The 15,978-nt window shown below is 53.4% G+C and carries 11 protein-coding genes; 5 read left to right on the forward strand and 6 right to left on the reverse strand.

Translation table 11 applies throughout. The annotated features are described in order from the left end of the window. Window positions 1–239: 239 nt before the first annotated feature. Window positions 240–719 (reverse strand): hypothetical protein, encoded by a 480-nt coding sequence (locus ACP3PW_RS16650; RefSeq protein WP_426417864.1) that lies wholly within the window; start codon window positions 717–719, stop codon window positions 240–242. Between the two features lie 57 nt (window positions 720–776). Between ACP3PW_RS16650 and ACP3PW_RS16655 the strand changes: the two genes are divergently transcribed. Next, entirely contained in the window at window positions 777–1,211 is a 435-nt protein-coding gene (locus ACP3PW_RS16655) for a universal stress protein (protein ID WP_426417865.1), read from the forward strand. A 79-nt stretch (window positions 1,212–1,290) separates the two neighbouring features. On the opposite strand, the gene ACP3PW_RS16660 is transcribed toward ACP3PW_RS16655, so the two are convergent. Together ACP3PW_RS16660 and ACP3PW_RS16665 are read right to left on the reverse strand one after the other, a co-directional pair. After that, window positions 1,291–1,959 (reverse strand): DUF6901 family protein, encoded by a 669-nt coding sequence (locus ACP3PW_RS16660; protein WP_426417866.1) that lies wholly within the window; start codon window positions 1,957–1,959, stop codon window positions 1,291–1,293. A gap of 13 nt (window positions 1,960–1,972) precedes the next feature. Beyond that, window positions 1,973–3,913 carry an ATP-binding cassette domain-containing protein gene (locus ACP3PW_RS16665; RefSeq protein WP_426417867.1) on the reverse strand — a complete coding sequence of 647 codons (1,941 nt, stop codon included), beginning with the start codon at window positions 3,911–3,913 and terminating at the stop codon, window positions 1,973–1,975. 263 nt (window positions 3,914–4,176) lie between these two features. On the opposite strand from ACP3PW_RS16665, the gene ACP3PW_RS16670 reads away from it, so the two are divergent. Then, window positions 4,177–6,129, forward strand: coding sequence for a transglycosylase SLT domain-containing protein (locus ACP3PW_RS16670; protein ID WP_426417868.1), 1,953 nt, complete (start codon window positions 4,177–4,179; stop codon window positions 6,127–6,129). Here ACP3PW_RS16670 and ACP3PW_RS16675 read toward each other — a convergent pair. Further along, window positions 6,122–6,913 (reverse strand): MOSC domain-containing protein, encoded by a 792-nt coding sequence (locus ACP3PW_RS16675; RefSeq protein WP_426417869.1) that lies wholly within the window; start codon window positions 6,911–6,913, stop codon window positions 6,122–6,124. The two genes, ACP3PW_RS16670 and ACP3PW_RS16675, sit on opposite strands and share 8 nt — an antisense overlap. Before the next feature lie 188 nt (window positions 6,914–7,101). On the opposite strand from ACP3PW_RS16675, the gene ACP3PW_RS16680 reads away from it, so the two are divergent. The 3 genes from ACP3PW_RS16680 to ACP3PW_RS16690 all read left to right on the forward strand — a co-directional run bounded on the left by ACP3PW_RS16680 (window position 7,102) and on the right by ACP3PW_RS16690 (window position 12,829). Beyond that, window positions 7,102–8,190: an efflux RND transporter periplasmic adaptor subunit gene (locus ACP3PW_RS16680; RefSeq protein WP_426417870.1), complete on the forward strand. Its 1,089-nt coding sequence runs from the start codon at window positions 7,102–7,104 to the stop codon at window positions 8,188–8,190. 4 nt (window positions 8,191–8,194) lie between these two features. Beyond that, window positions 8,195–11,245: a MexW/MexI family multidrug efflux RND transporter permease subunit gene (locus ACP3PW_RS16685; RefSeq protein ID WP_426417871.1), complete on the forward strand. Its 3,051-nt coding sequence runs from the start codon at window positions 8,195–8,197 to the stop codon at window positions 11,243–11,245. A 357-nt stretch (window positions 11,246–11,602) separates the two neighbouring features. Continuing rightward, entirely contained in the window at window positions 11,603–12,829 is a 1,227-nt protein-coding gene (locus tag ACP3PW_RS16690; RefSeq protein ID WP_426417872.1) for an EAL and HDOD domain-containing protein, read from the forward strand. On the opposite strand, the gene ACP3PW_RS16695 is transcribed toward ACP3PW_RS16690, so the two are convergent. Both ACP3PW_RS16695 and ACP3PW_RS16700 read right to left on the reverse strand, forming a co-directional pair. Beyond that, entirely contained in the window at window positions 12,817–14,370 is a 1,554-nt protein-coding gene (locus ACP3PW_RS16695; RefSeq protein WP_426417873.1) for an FGGY-family carbohydrate kinase, read from the reverse strand. The genes ACP3PW_RS16690 and ACP3PW_RS16695 overlap by 13 nt on opposite strands. Continuing rightward, on the reverse strand, window positions 14,363–15,967 hold the full coding sequence (locus tag ACP3PW_RS16700) for a glycerol-3-phosphate dehydrogenase/oxidase (RefSeq protein ID WP_426417874.1): 1,605 nt from the start codon (window positions 15,965–15,967) through the stop codon (window positions 14,363–14,365). Before ACP3PW_RS16700 ends, ACP3PW_RS16695 begins: the two co-directional genes overlap by 8 nt. Window positions 15,968–15,978: the final 11 nt, after the last annotated feature.

Raw genomic sequence — 15,978 nt, forward strand, 5'->3', positions numbered from 1 at the left:
GCCCCTATTATTAGCCAAGACAACGCAAATTTCATACAAGCGTTTGAATTGAGAGGGTCACCTTCTTTGAAATGGAACTTTTTGTCAATAGGAGATTTTAGACCCGATTGTGCTCAATCGTTCACCCCTGCAAACATATTGGCTCTCTTTCAACCAATATATCCATATATATCAATATGTTAAGATATATTCCAAATATTCTTGCGGAATAGATTTATAGGCTCAAGTAGAAACAGGACTCACTCAAGGGGAACAGCAAGCAGCGCCTCAAGCGTATTGGAGATCGACCCTAGATCCGAGAGCGAGCCCTTTTCCTGCCACTCAACAGCAACCGCACCAGCGGTTAAAAGCACTCCGAATACGTCCTCTGGCAGATCAGCCAGTAACCTACCCAACGCCTCCGATGTCGCCCCATCGCAAGCGCGGTCCGGGGTCCAGCCAGGCACCGGACCTTCATCCTCTGGTATCCGTAGCAGGTGAAGGGTGGGCGCGCCCTCCTGCGGCACCGCTCTTGACTGGATATATTGCATATACGCTACTGCACCGTAGCCTCTATCCAAACCATGGGGCAGAACCCGGGTCTTATATTGGAGCTGCAGCCCCAACTCCTTGGCTCGCGAGCGCATTAACGCCTGTTTTTTATCTCGCCGCGATGGCATAACCCAGGTCAGTGTGCCAACAAGATATAGCACCACTACTGCTATGATGAGGTAAGTCATGATAATGTCGCACCTTATGGATTACACTGAACCAACAGGACAGTTAAGGAGAAAAGGATGAGTCAGTATAAACATATTCTGGTGGCGGTCGACCTGACCGAAGATGCTGGCATGGTGCTGGACAAAGCCCAGGAAATTGCGCGAAATAATGACGCAAAGCTCACGCTTGTTCATGTTGTCGAACCCCTCAGTGTCGCTTACGGCAGCGATATACCCCTCGACCTCTCTTCCCTGCAAGAGGAGATCACGGAGCAAGCTCGACAGAAAATTGATGGGCTCGCGGCCTCGATCGACGTTGCCCAGGGTGGACAGCACGTCGTCTATGGCCGCCCTGAGAAAGAGATCCATCGCATGGCAAAAGAGTTTGATGTTGACCTGATTGTCGTTGGCAGCCACGGTCGTCATGGACTTGCGCTGATTCTCGGATCGACCTCAACCAGCATTCTGCACGGCGCCAGCTGTGACGTACTCGCCGTTAGAGTCGGCGACTAAATAAGGGTGATGGCGGTCGCCAAGGCGACCGCAGACTGTTCCCTGAGGGACATCTCCAGCTGCCGACTTCTGGCAAGCGCTATACGAATTCCCGTCTCAACTTCTGCAACTGTGTTTCCAACGAGTAGGAAACGCTTGAGGAGAGAGTAAAGAAACTCAACAATGCTTTCAGATTAGAGTCCTCTCCGCAGGCAGAATGAATTCGTTGCCAGAAGGCCTGATTAACCAGCTGCAACTCTTTATTGTTTTCTACCAATCCCTTAAGGTCCCAGTCCGGCACTCCCCCCTCGCGATGAATAAAATACTGTTGCGTCAGATAAATAGAAACCGATCTTAGAATAAACTCATCCATCGTCGTAAAGGGCAAATGGTGTCGAGCCATGGGTTTCAGCTTGGTTAAAATTGGGCAGTTGCTTGAAGCCATAATAAGCCCCATCAAGGCGCGAAGCCCCTCTTCCAGACCGACCATTTTTACGTACTCGCGCTCGGCACTCACTACGGTCACCGACGCTTTTTTCATCGACGGCAAATCCTTGAAATCATCGACGACCTGGCGCAGGTCAAGCGCCACAGGGCAATGACTATTTTGCTTGGCATCCAATGGGCAGTTAGTACAACGGCAATGCCCTAACTGGGTCCACTCGGGCTCAAAGGTGAGGTCGAGATCCGGATCCTCTTTCCTGTCTACCTCAATGTCATAATGAAGCTCGAGGTTGTGTTCCAGTTTAAACGTGTACTCAATGTGCATCAGTAAGCTCCCTTCATTCGCCCGCTTCACCAGCGACTATCAACTCCAGCTCAGCCCAGCGATCTATCTTCTGTTCCAGCACCGCTTCCAGTTCCATAAGTCGTGACAAGGCTGTGTCCACGACCTTCTGGTCCTGCTGGTAAAAATCATGTTCAGCACTCTTAACCTGAAGTAGCTCAAGCTCCTTTTCGAGATTTTCAATCTCCTGAGGGAGTTGATCCAGCTCTCTTTGCAGTTTATAGCTTAACTTCACTTTCGCCTTGGCTTTGGGTGCAACGACCCCCTGAGAACTCCCGGCCTCAACCGGGGTTGCTTGGGGTTGGCTAGGACCTTGCCCAGATGGCTCCGGCAGCAGTTTATCCAGCGCTCCGCCCTGACTCAACCAATCGGAGAAACCACCTACGTACTCGCGAATGACCCCGTCACCTTCAAACACCAGAGAGCTGGTGATCACGCTATCAAGAAATGAGCGATCGTGGCTAACAATCAGAACCGTCCCGGTAAACTCTACCAACAGCGATTCCAGAAGTTCCAGGGATTCAACATCCAAATCGTTAGTCGGCTCATCGAGCACCAACAGGTTGGCGGGCTTACTAAACAGCTTAGCCAGCAACAAGCGATTTCGTTCACCTCCAGAGAGCGCCTTTACAGGCGTGCGTGCGCGACGGGCGGAAAAAAGGAAATCGCCCAGATAGCTGATCACATGGCGATCACGACCATTGATACTAATCGAGTCCCGCCCCCCGGCAACGTTATCAATAACACTTTTCTCGGGATCAAGCTGGGACCGCAATTGATCGAAATAGGCAACCTCGAGTTTCGTGCCTAACTCCACCTTACCCTGCTGGGGGCCGATCGAACCGAGCAGTAGCTTAAGCAGCGTACTCTTGCCACAGCCGTTGGCTCCAATGAGCCCGACCTTGTCCCCGCGAATCACCGTAAGCGACAGATGGTTAATGACGGGTTCGTTACCGAAGCCTAGGCTAACGTCCGTTAGCTCAGCCACCAACTTACCGGAACGCTCCGCTCGGTCCACAGTGAAATTGGCCTGCCCCTGGCGCTCTCGCCGCTGCGCCCTCTCGCGGCGCATCGCCTCTAGCGCACGAACCCGGCCCTCATTTCGGGTCCGACGCGCCTTGATACCCTGTCGAATCCAGGTTTCCTCCTGCGCCAATCTTTTATCAAACTCATCATTGTGGCGCTCTTCAACTTCCAGCAGATGGGCTTTATGCTCGAGAAAGGAGGCATAGTCGCCCTTCCACTCGGTCGTAAACCCGCGATCAAGCTCCACGATTCGGGTTGCGATATTTTGTAGAAAGGTTCTATCGTGGGTAATAAAAAGGATGGCCCCTTTGAAGTCGAGTAACTGCTCTTCCAGCCATTTGATCATCAAAATGTCGAGATGGTTGGTTGGTTCATCGAGCAGCAGCAGGTCGGGATTCGATACCAGTGCTTGTGCGAGAATGACTCGACGCCGCCAGCCCCCGGAAAGCTCGCCCATAAGCTTGTCCGCGGGCAGCGAGAGGCGCTGAATAATTCGCTCGATGCGCTGATTAAACTCCCAGCCGTCCCGCGCTTCCAGCTCATGCTGCACCTTTTCAAGCGCGTCCATCTTTGAGGGGTCCTCGGCGACATCCAACACAAGATGATGGAATTTAGCGAGCAACGATCCCACTTCGGGGAGCCCGGCTGCAATAACATCAAATACCAGTTGGTCGTCTGCATCGGGCAACTCTTGGGGAAGCTGCGATATCTTTAGCCCCGGACGGCGCCATATGGTTCCACTATCGGGCATCATCTCCCCATCAACCAGTCGCAGGAACGTTGATTTTCCAGCGCCGTTACGACCAATCAGGCAGGCGCGTTCGCCACGGGTAATGGAAAAATCAACCCCATCCAATAGGGGGGTATCGCCGTAGGCGGCGCTAACGCCGTCAAAACGAAGCAAGGGCATGGGTATACTCGTCAATGGAATCTTGGGGGGCGAATTCTACACCCTGGAAAGGCCTAAATCGAAGCCCACCACAAATAACCCCAGGATCCGTGACCCAGAGCATCCAAACCGCCTGCCATCTCTACTTATTAGCCATAAATTGGCCCTTTTTGCTTTTAAGAATGTAAAAATCTAATAAGTTTGGAATAGACACAGCTTTTGTTAGAAATTCCCGTTACTCTTAATTTTAAAAAGGGCTTCACCACAAAGGGTGCGCGGTATTTATGGTAAGAATCCGTTTTATACTTCCCCTGATCTTATTGCTGGTCAGTATCAGTAGTCAGGCTAACATCCCGGATACAGCGATAGATTTTAGCCGGGAGCGCGTTCTTTACGAGCAGGCGCTGCACGCCTTGTCCAAGGGCCGGATCGGGAGCTACCAACGTCTTCGCAAACAACTAACCCAATACCCCCTCTATCCCTATTTGCTCCACAGGGATTTGATGCGCAGGCTATACACGCTTCCAAATGAGGCGGTGGCGGCATTTATCCGCCGTTACCCCGATTTGCCGGTTACCCGAAAACTGCACCGAGCCTGGTTAAAAATGCTGGCGACCAAAGGCCACTGGGATACCTTCAATACGCACTATGAGCCAGCGATTGCCAACGACAGTTTACAGTGCTTTTTCTACCGTAGTGCGCTAGCCAAAGGGGATGTAGAGAAAGCCTGGTCAGGAGCAAAACAACTTTGGCGAACAGGGCAGTCCCGTCCGGATAGCTGTGACCCGCTATTCAAAGCCTGGCATCAAAGTGGACAGCTGACCGCTGACCTGGTGTGGGAGCGGATCACCCTCGCTTACGAAAGGCGCAATGGAACTCTTGGTCGTTACCTTATCCGTTTTTTACCCGACAATGAAAAGGCCCTGGGGCAGCTCTACCGCAGCGTTTACAGGAATCCCAAACAGCTTTCCGATACCCGCCGATTCTCTCCATCGGGAGATCGCTTTACCGACATCATCTATATAGGGCTCCACCGTCTTTCCTACAAGGACCCGGTTAAAACCCTCGAGCTGTGGAACCAATATCAGGCACAACGACCCTTCACGGAATCGCGCCAACGCGCCATGAACGGTCGTATATCTCTCTATTTGCTTAAGCAGTTCAATAGTCAGGAACTTTCCTGGATAGAGGACCTGAGTAACAGCGGCCAACACCCTGCACTAATTGAGTGGCGAATTCGTTTGGCATTGAGGGAGCAGGACTGGCACGACACCCTGACCTGGATCGCACAGTTACCCGAGGCAACCCGCAACGACCCACGCTGGCGGTACTGGGAAATTCGCGCCCAGGAAGCGCTTGAGCCGATTCCTGCCCCGGAGTATTTCGAGCGTCAGTACGATGAACTCGCGAAAAAGAGAGGGTTCTATGGTTTTATGGCGGCGACGAAAAACGGTAGTAAACCCACGATTTCGGACCTTCCTGTTACCCTGGAAGCCCCTGTCCACAACTCAGTATCCACCCTGCCCGCTATCCAGAGGGCCTATGAGTTTTTCCTTCTGAAAGACCTTACCGCTGCGCGCAGAGAGTGGAACTTCCTCTCCAACCGCCTCAGTCAACCTGAGCTTATCGCTGCAGCCCGCATTGCCCACGAGTGGAAGTGGTTTAACCAGGCCATTCGCAGCGCTATCAGTGCAGAGCAGTGGGACGATATGGAGCTCCGTTTCCCCCTCGCGTTTAAAGACAAAATCGTGCAACAGAGCCAACGAAATAATCTTAACAGCAGCTGGGTATTCGCCGTTGCTCGTCAAGAGAGCGCATTCATGCACGATGCTCGCTCCAGTGCCGGTGCGTTGGGCCTATTGCAGCTGATGCCGAGCACCGCAAAACAGGTTGCCCGACGCGCGAAGTTTAGTTATCGCGGCAAACGGGACCTGTTAAACCCCACCACCAACATCCTCCTCGGAAGTAACTACCTTGCCCAGCTGTTAAAGCAGTTCAAGGGTAACCGGGTATTAGCCACGGCAGCGTACAACGCGGGACCACACCGGGTAAAACAGTGGCTCAATAGCAGTGGCTCACTGCCGTTTGACGTGTGGATAGAGACCATCCCCTTTTCAGAAACCCGCCAATACGTTCAAAACGTGCTCAGCTTCAGCGTTATCTATAGCGACAAGTTGGGGGGCAACTCTCAACTGTTGAGCATGGATGAGATAAGCCACGATTACAGCCTTAACTGATCACCCTGACCCGATCCCCTACCCGTAACGTTCCCTCGTTACGGTGGATCAAGTTTTGCCCAAACATTACCCCTCCCGCCTGTCGGCGGTACCGGCTTAACGTCTGCAACGGCTCCTTGCCCCCAGCACCGGTAACAGGGTCGACGGTGGTCAAAATACAACGGCTACAGGGCTTGACGACCGAGCAACGGATGCCACCAATTTCAATCTCGTGCCACCGATCCTCCTCAAAGGGTGTATCGGTGGCTACCACCAGATTTGGGCGAAAACGATCCATGCTAACCGGTACCTTCAAACGGCTATTCAAGTCGCGTAGTGACGCCTCACCGATCAACAACAGGGGAAAACCATCTGCAAACGAGGTGACAACGCCCTCTTCTGCATATTGAAGATCTACCTGGCGTCGACAATCAGGTTCCATATAGACCAACCGACAGGGCGTATTCAATACCCTTTCAAACCAGCGCGCAGCGTCGTCTCCCCCATCCAGGGCAGATACCTCATCGTTCCAGACGACTACCGACCTCCTGCCTGCTATGGCGTCCGGCCTTGCTACGATCAGCGATGGATGCCCACTGCAGCTTAGGCTCAGTCCGTCCGCGAAAGGCTCTACTACGACCGTTGTCAGTAACGGAAATTTACGCCCGGTTATAAATTCTCCCGCAGGGGTTACTAGCATCCAGCGACGGTCCCCGCACAAACCCAAATGGTCCATTGTCCAGAGTTCGGGCGACAGCTTTCGGGCAGATTTAAGCGGATATAGATTAATCTGTGTGAGTAGCATAATGACCCCCTCTTTTGCGGTGGACCTGTCCCCCTACGAACACAGGCATTTACAACCGGGTTTACCGTATCAACATAACGGATTATGGCACCAGTTCGGTTTCTACCTAGTTATTTACCGAACCATTTTCAGCTACACTGGCGCGATTATCCTGTCTTTGCCTTAGCTCCCCTTCAAAGGATCGATTCATGTTACCTCGCTTTGTCATTATGGTGCTCGCCCTCGTCCTCGTGTTTGGGGGGATTTTTGGCTTCGAGCTCTTCAAACAGCAAAAAATTGAGGAGTATCTGGGCAATTTTAAGCCGGCCCCGGTTACCGTATCCGGCGATCTGGCAACCCAGGAACAATGGATCCCCTATCTATCATCTGTGGGTACTTTACTCTCCCTGCATGGGGTAGAGGTTGCTAGCGAACAGAGTGGTATCGTATCGAAAATCCTCTTTCGCTCCGGGCAAAGCGTGCGCAAAGGTGATCTCCTCTTGCAGCTTGACGACAGCGTTGAACAGGCCAACCTTAGAAGCTTCAAGGCACAGCTCAATTTGGCCGAACTCAACTTCAATCGCGATAAAACCCTGATCGCCCGCAAAGCTATATCCCAAACCCGATACGATCAAGCCAAAGCTGAGCTGGATCAGGCTCAAGCTCAGGTACAGCAAACCCAAGCCATCATCGAACAAAAGAGTATAAGAGCTCCCTTTTCCGGCGCGCTAGGCATTCGCAATATTGAGGTCGGGCAGTTCCTCCCATCCGGGATGGACATTGTTACCCTACAGGCCTCCGATCGGCTTTACGTCGATTTCAATTTACCGGAACAAAACGTTCCGTTGCTGCGTCAGGGCCAGCAGATTGAATTTCGAGTTGAGGCCCATCCCGACACCCGGTTTGTCGGCGAAATCCAGGCCCTTGATGCCCGTATTAATAGCAAAACACGGAATATCCTGGTACGCGCCGTGGTTGAAAACCCTGAGCGACTGTTGACGCCCGGCATGTTCGCCGACATCCGCGTCCTTACCGGTGCCCCCCAGCCGGTGACGACATTGCCGGAAACAGCCATTACCTACTCACTCTATGGCGATACTGTTTTTAAAATTACGGCGGATGAGGAGGGAACACTGAGTGTTCTGAGGCACCCGGTTAAAACAGGACGAATTCAGCAGGACCGCATTGAGATTCTGGAGGGGGTTGAGGTCAACGAGCGAGTCGTCACCTCTGGCCAACTCAAACTAAACAACGGCACGACGGTTGTTATCGCAGATTCAGTTGCAAAGGATCTGTAGTTCAATGAAATTCACAGACCTCTTCATCAAACGCCCCGTACTCGCCTCGGTGGTTAGCCTGTTTATTTTGCTACTCGGCATCCAAGCCTTCCAGAACCTGAGTATCCGCCAATACCCCGAGTTGGAAAACTCGATTATCACCATAACAACAGCCTACCCCGGCGCTAATGCGGATATTATCCAGGGTTTCATTACCACCCCGATACAGCAAGCCATCGCCAGCGCTGAAGGGATCGACTACGTCACCTCCAGCAGTCAGCAAAGCGGATCAACTGTCAGTGCATACATCAAGCTTGGCTATAGCGCTAACAGTGCATTGACAGAGATTCAGGCCAAGGTTGCCGCCGTGCAAAACGAGCTGCCCAGCGAAGCAGAAAAGCCCGTTATCAGCAAAGCCTCAGCCCGTGGTTCGGCCCTCATGTACATCAGCTTCTTTAGCGATGAGATGAGTAATGAGCAGGTAACCGACTACCTGGTTCGAGTTGTCCAACCCAAACTGTCTACCATTGACGGGGTGGCGGAAGCGCAGTTACTGGGTGCAAAAACGTTTGCCATGCGGCTATGGCTCAACCCTACCCGAATGGCTGCTTATGACGTAACGCCCAAGGAAGTTAAAGACGCTATCCGGGAAAATAACTTTTTGACCGCGGCGGGTGAAACACAGGGTGCCTATGTAGCGACCGCGGTTAATGCCCTTACCGACCTCAAGGACCCGGAGAGTTTCTCCAATATCGTAATCAAGAGCCAGGGAGATACGCTGGTCCGGATGCGCGACATAGCACGGGTCGAGTTGAACGCCGAGAATTTTGACAGCTACGTGGCATTCAATGGCATTAGTTCGGTCTATATCGGTATCAGCAGCACCCCGAGTGCCAACCCCCTTGATGTTATTGATCTGGTGCGCGAACGCTTCCCAGAGGTCACCACCCAGCTACCCGCCGGATTACAGGGTGAAATAGTTTACGACGCTACCGAATTTATCCAGGCATCTATCGACGAAGTGGTAAAGACACTGCTAGAGGCCAGCCTGATCGTAATCTTCGTCGTATTCCTTTTTCTGGGGTCGTTTCGCTCAGTTATCATCCCGGTTATTACCATCCCCTTATCGATAGTGGGTGTCCTCTTTTTTATGCTGGTGATGGGTTACAGCATCAACCTGTTAACCCTGCTCGCAATGGTGCTGGCGGTAGGCTTGGTGGTTGACGACGCGATCGTCGTCGTAGAGAACATACATCGCCACCTTGAGGAGGGGCTCTCCCCCTACGAATCTGCATTGAAAGGAGCAAGGGAGATCGCCCTGCCGGTTATTTCAATGACAATCACCCTCGCCGCCGTCTACGCGCCGATCGGATTTATGGGAGGGTTAACGGGTAAATTGTTTACCGAGTTTGCCTTTACTCTCGCCGGCGCGGTGCTTATATCGGGGATCATCGCACTGACCTTATCGCCGATGATGTGTGCCAAGCTGCTTCGCCATGAAAGCAATGATAGCGGTTTTGCTCACCGGGTTGACCGTATATTCGACCGTTTGCGTCAGGGTTACCACCGCCAATTGCACTCGGTATTGAACTACCGACCCGTTACCCTGCTCATGACGGTGACCATCCTGGCCAGCATCCCCTTTCTCTACCTGTTCACCAAGAGTGAACTGGCGCCTACCGAGGATCAAGGGATCGTCTTTATATCGGCTAACGCCCCCAAGTACGCCAATCTGGACTACTTGAATCATTACACCCAGGGCTACGAGTCGATCTTCAAGGAGTTTCCGGAGTTTTCTCACAGCTTTCTGATTAATGGCTCAGGCTCGGTTCAAAACTCAATTGCGGGCATGGCCCTTAAACCCTGGGACCAACGACAACGGACCCAGATGAACCTGCAGCCCCAGGTGCAAAAAGAGCTGGCGAAGATTCCAGGGCTTCAGATCTTCTCGTTTAATATGCCCTCTCTTCCTGGCGCCGGCGGCGGGTTACCGGTCCAGTTCGTGGTCAATACGACCGCCGACTATGAAACCCTCTACCAGGTATCCGAGCGCATAACCCAGGCGGCTCGTGAAAGCGGATTGTTTATGTTCGTCTCCAACGAACTCCGCTTCGACAAGCCCGAAACCAAGGTGTTAATCGACCGGGACAAAGCTGCCCAGCTAGGCATCAATATGCAGGATATCGGCGACGCCTTCTCCCTCCTGCTGGGAGAGTCTCGCATCAACCGTTTCTTCCTCGAAGGCCGTAGCTATAAGGTGATTCCCCAGGCAGAACGGGAGATGCGTAACAACCGGGATTGGCTGCAGCACTATTACGTGAATACCGACAGTGGGGACAAAATCCCCCTGTCCACGCTGATTCGTATCGAATCCACCACCCGTCCCGGACAGCTAAACCAATTCCAACAGCTCAACTCCTCCCTGATACAGGGTGTAATGGCGCCAGGAGTTACCATTGGTGATGCTCTCGACTTTCTAAACCAGAAATCTGGTGAGCTATTTCCCCAGGGATTCTCCAAAGATTATTCAGGTCTATCTCGACAATATGTAGAAGAGGGCAACAAACTCTTTTATACCTTCTTGGTATCCCTTGCGGTCATATTTCTGGTGCTCGCGGCGCAATTCGAGAGTTTTCGGGACCCGCTGGTTATTCTGGTGACGGTTCCCCTCTCAATTTGTGGTGCGATGATTCCCCTCGCGCTGGATTTCGCCACGTTCAACATCTATACCCAGGTCGGGTTAGTGACGTTGATTGGATTGATCAGTAAACACGGGATCTTAATCGTCGAATTTGCCAATAAGTTGCAACAGGAAAAAGGTATATCTCCCAGGGAAGCGGTGGAGGAAGCCGCCTCCATCCGCTTACGCGCGGTATTAATGACAACCTTCTCGATGGTGCTTGGCGTGGTTCCCCTAATACTCGCCACCGGAGCCGGAGCGGTCAGCCGTTTTGATATCGGTTTGGTATTGGCAACCGGCATGACCATCGGTACCTGTTTCACCCTGTATGTGGTGCCAACACTGTACACGCTACTAAGCAAAGGACACACCACGCCCCTCCCCGCTGCTGACTAGGGCTGGGGTTCGGCCAGTGGCGGGCAGAACAGTGACGAGCAAAGCCGCGGAGGGGATCGCTGCACCTTCGCATACGGCCCGGTAATACAGGCAGCCTTCGGAGGTCGCTCTTAGAATGGACAGGTCGAGTGTGGGGGGGGGGTAAACAGAGCGGCGATTACAGGCCTGCAGGCACCCTGTAATCGTTAGCTTAACGAGCCAAGCACAAGGCCACGATTGGCGCACACTCCCACGCCCCTTAAGGTAAAAGTCACATCACCATTGATCTCTCTCAAGCCTTTTACACAGTCAAAGGGTGACGCACTGCCAACACGCTGCGTAGAATTAAACGCTACGGTGTATTAAGGGAGAAGGGGTTTGGATACTCCACCGGGAAGATTACTGGCGCGGCAACCGGTTTTTGATGTGGACCGCCAAATAAAGTGCTTCGAGCTTCAACTAGACGACAGTGCGGACGCGAGCACGGGTCTATTGCCTGAAGCGGAAACGCCACCCTCGCACATCGTAAACGACCTCTGCATCGAAGACCTCGTAGGAACCTATCCTGCGATGCTCTCGCTTTCACACGACCTTGTGCTTCCTCTGCCCGGCCTTGCTACCCAAAGTAACATCATAATGATAACCCCAAGTACCAAGGCAAGCGCCCCGCTGGTTACTGCACTTCAGGATTTTCGCAAAAAGGGGGTACGTATTGCCCTCGATAGTTTTGACTTGTCGTCCGATCAGCAACCGCTAATCCCCTACACCGACATCGTCGCCGTGGACGTACTGCATCAACCATCAAACTCAGTAGTATCGATTTCGGAGCACTTTAATGAGCTTCCCGTGGCGCTTATGGCAAGGAATGTCGATACTTATCAGGCCTTCGAGTTTTGTGGCAAGGCAGGCTTTGAACTGTTTCAGGGTGAGTTTCTCTGTAAACCGGAAAAGAGCAACGGAAAAGACATAAGCTCCAGTCAGCTGGCTGTGCTCAAGCTTCTGGAGATGTTGCAGGATGAATCGATCACTTTCGCCCAACTGGGCGCCGTGATCGACCAAGACCCCATTCTAACCCTTAAGCTCGTTAAGCTGGTCAACTCACCCATCTACCGACGGGGACGAGAGATCGACTCCATAGAGCGCGCGGTTTCCATGCTGGGCATACAACAGGTCAAAAAGCTTGTTTCCATGATCTCGGTTTCCGCAGCTTGCTCCAAACCGGATGCATTAGTGGTCATCGCCCTCACCCGCGCCAATATGCTCGAACACCTTGCCCGGTTCGCCTCCCTCCACCCTGGCCAGCTCTTTCTGGCCGGTGTACTGTCGTTGATGGACGCGTTTATGGATCGACTGCTGCCGTCACTGATCGAGGGCCTGTCGTTGACCAATGAACTCAAGCGGGCGGTATTGCATCTAGACGGGCCGATGGGCACGCTGCTCAAGGCATCAATTCAATTTGAACGTGCACAGTGGCAACAAATTGATTGGCAAGCTCTCTCCAAAATAGGTGTTACTCCTGACGCCATGCGAGACAGCTATCTACACGGTTTACAGATGGCTCAGCGTATAAGTAACGAACTCGACGGTGCGCATCACTCAGGGTAGCCGGTGATCGCTCGAATCTCCTGATAAAGGGGTTTCAGGCGTCTGTACATCTGTCGATAGACGCGCTGATAGAGCTGCTCGTATAACCTATGCACTTCAGGGTCGGGGGTAAAAACTTTTCCGGTTCGCGTCATCGCCGCAACCGCGGCGGGAAAGCTCGGGTGCATTCCGATGCCGACCGCGGCATCGATCGCTGCCCCCAAGCCAGAGGTTTCATAAGTGTGGGGGCGTTCCACCGGGAGACCAAAAATATCAGCGGTGATCTGCATGGCCGCATCGCTTTGAGAGCCCCCCCCGGACACACTCAAACGAGTAATCTTACGCCCACTGCGCCTCTCTATCTGCTCTTTGCCCTCGCGCAGGCCATAGGCAAGCCCCTCCAGTATGGCTCGGTAAATATGGGCTCGGGTGTGGAGATCACCAAAACCGATAACCGCCCCTTTCATATCGCGATCGTTGAGTCCGGGTGACCAGTAAGGCTGTAACATCAATCCCATCGAGCCCGCAGGAACCTTATTGACCAGTTCGTCGAACAGCTCTTCGGCGGTAATACCCAACTCTTTAGCGCGCAGAGACTCGCGCAACCCAAACTGGTGTTTAAACCAGCTCACCATCCAGAAACCCCGGTAGATCATCACCTCGGTATTGTACGCATCGGGTACTGCCGCCGCATAAGGCGGAATAAATCGTAGCGGTTCAACATAACGGTAACTATTGGTATTGATAGTGGCCGTGGTACCAAAGCTAAGGCAGCCAACATAGGGCTTTAAGCCACCTGAGCCGAGCACTTCACAGGCTTTGTCGGAGGCCGCCGCAATCAAGGGTATACCGGCGGGAATACCGGTCACAGCGCTGGCCGCGACGGTTATCGTGCCCAGACGTTCCCCCGGCTTAACCAATTCGGGTAACTGCCCGGGTTTGACACCACTGCACGCCCAAGCCCAGTGATGGCGGCTCGCCCACTGCTGCTTTCGATAATCGAAGGGTAGATATCCAACAATGGCGCCGACCGAATCCCGATAGCAGCCGGTAAGACGGTGGGTCAAAAAGCCCGACAGCAGCACAACTTTATGGGTACGTTCATAGATCTCAGGCTCCCGCTGAGCAATCCAGTTTGCCTGCGCCTTGGAGCGGAAAAAATCTACTTTATCCTGCTGTCTGGCTAACCAAAAAACGCTCTTCCAGGGTTGAGGTATCGGAGCGGTTGTCTCGGCGCGACGCTGGTCAAGCCAAAGAATCGCCGGACGTAAAGCCTTTCCGCCAGCATCCAGATTGATCACGGTGCCCCGTTGTGTCGTCAAGCTCACGGCAACCACTCGGGATGCATCAACCCCCGAGGTAGCCCAAAGCTGCTGACAAACCTTGCCGAGTTTCTCCCAAAAATAATCGGCCTCCTGTTCCGCCCAGCCCGGCGCTCTGGAAACATAAGCCTCCAGTTCCAGCTTGGCCTTGGCAACAAGCACTCCCTGCGCGTCAAACAGCAACGCACGAACGCTTTGGGTGCCATTGTCCAGCGCAAGAATCAAATCAGGGTCAACCATCTAAAGGCTCCGGCACTCCATAATAGCGCTCAATGATATTGAGGTATCGACTCTGCTCTTGCTCCCAGACCTCTTCATCCCACCCCAGAATTGGCAGGCATAGCTCTTTGATCTGGGGCAGCCAGTCACGGGCGCCGTGGGGCAACTGCACACCGATTCGGGTTCTCCTCAACAGCAGGTCATCGAGATGCACCACCTGTTGCGCGCTTGCCGCCCAATAAAGTTCACACCACAGCGTTGGTGTACTGCCTACGCGCTGCGAGTTAGCATTGAGCGGCCACCATTCGGACAACCGGCGACCATAGCGTCCTACCAATCGGCGCCAGGCTCCTGCGCCCAACTCTCGCGGACAGGCCATCACCAGTCCAGACTCAAACATCGGCACCTGATCCGTTTGCAGGCCCGGCAATAAGCCTTGTGCGGCTATGCGATCCAGCACCTGGTCGGCAATCGCACGGAACGTCGTTAGTTTGCCGCCCCCAACCGAAACCAGCCCGGGCTCACTCCATACTGCGTGCTCCCGCTTCTCATCGGAAGGTGACACCCCCTCCTTTTCACTGATTACCGGTCGCACGCCGGACCAGGTAGAGAGAATCTCATCTGCCTGCAGATTAAGGTCCGGGAACTGATAGTCCAGGCACTGCAGCAGATAATCCAGTTCAACGCGATTGATCGACGGGTCCTGATCCATTGGCTGGTCATGATCCAGATCCGTCGTTCCTATTACCGTGGTCTGCTCCCATGGGAAGATAAATACATTCCGACCATCGACCGGGTGCGGCAGAGCCAGCGCGCTACCAATGGGAAGGCGGTGCCCGGGTATAACGATGTGACTCCCCCGCAGCGGACGAATTCGCTGTTGCTTATCGCCCTCCTTGCCACCGAGCTTTCCCCATAACTTGTCGACCCAGGCACCACAGGCATTGACCGTGCAGGATGCATTGACAGAAAAGACCTGATTCTCGACCACATCTTCCAGCTTCACGCCAATAACAGCGTCATCCTTATAGATCAAGTCAGAGACCTGGAGGTAGTTGATCGCAACGGCGCCCAGTTGGTGAGCTTCATCGAGGGTACGCAGAACCAGCCGGGCATCATCGGTGACGGCATCCTCGAATCGTGTTCCTGCGACGAGGCCCTGGCAACGTATACCAGGCAACATCTCCCGGGTCTCCTCCGCATCCAGCCCGCGATGGGTCACTCGACCGGCGAAATAGTCATACAGCTTAAGGATAAGGCGCAGCCCGAATCTCTCAACCCAACGCCCACGGTAGTGAGCATAGATATAACTCATCGGCTCGACCAACCCGGGCAATTGGTTGGCCAACAGCTCTCTCTCCCGCACTGATTCCCGGGTAAGGGCAAAGTCACCCTTGGCCAGGTAACGCAAACCACCGTGCACCATTTTGGAGGAGCGACTCGAGGTACCCCAGGCAAAGTCTTTCTGCTCCACCAATAGCACCTTTAACCCACGCTGGGCCGCGCGTAATAGAATCCCCGCACCGGTAATTCCGCCACCAATAACGACCAAATCCCACTGGGTTTGCTGTACCAGGGTTTGCTTTATCAGCTGTTTACGTTGTGCTGCGGCGTCCATGCTCGCTCCTG

Origin of the sequence: Aestuariirhabdus sp. LZHN29 (genome assembly GCF_049985285.1) — a bacterium.
Lineage (GTDB): Bacteria > Pseudomonadota > Gammaproteobacteria > Pseudomonadales > Aestuariirhabdaceae > Aestuariirhabdus.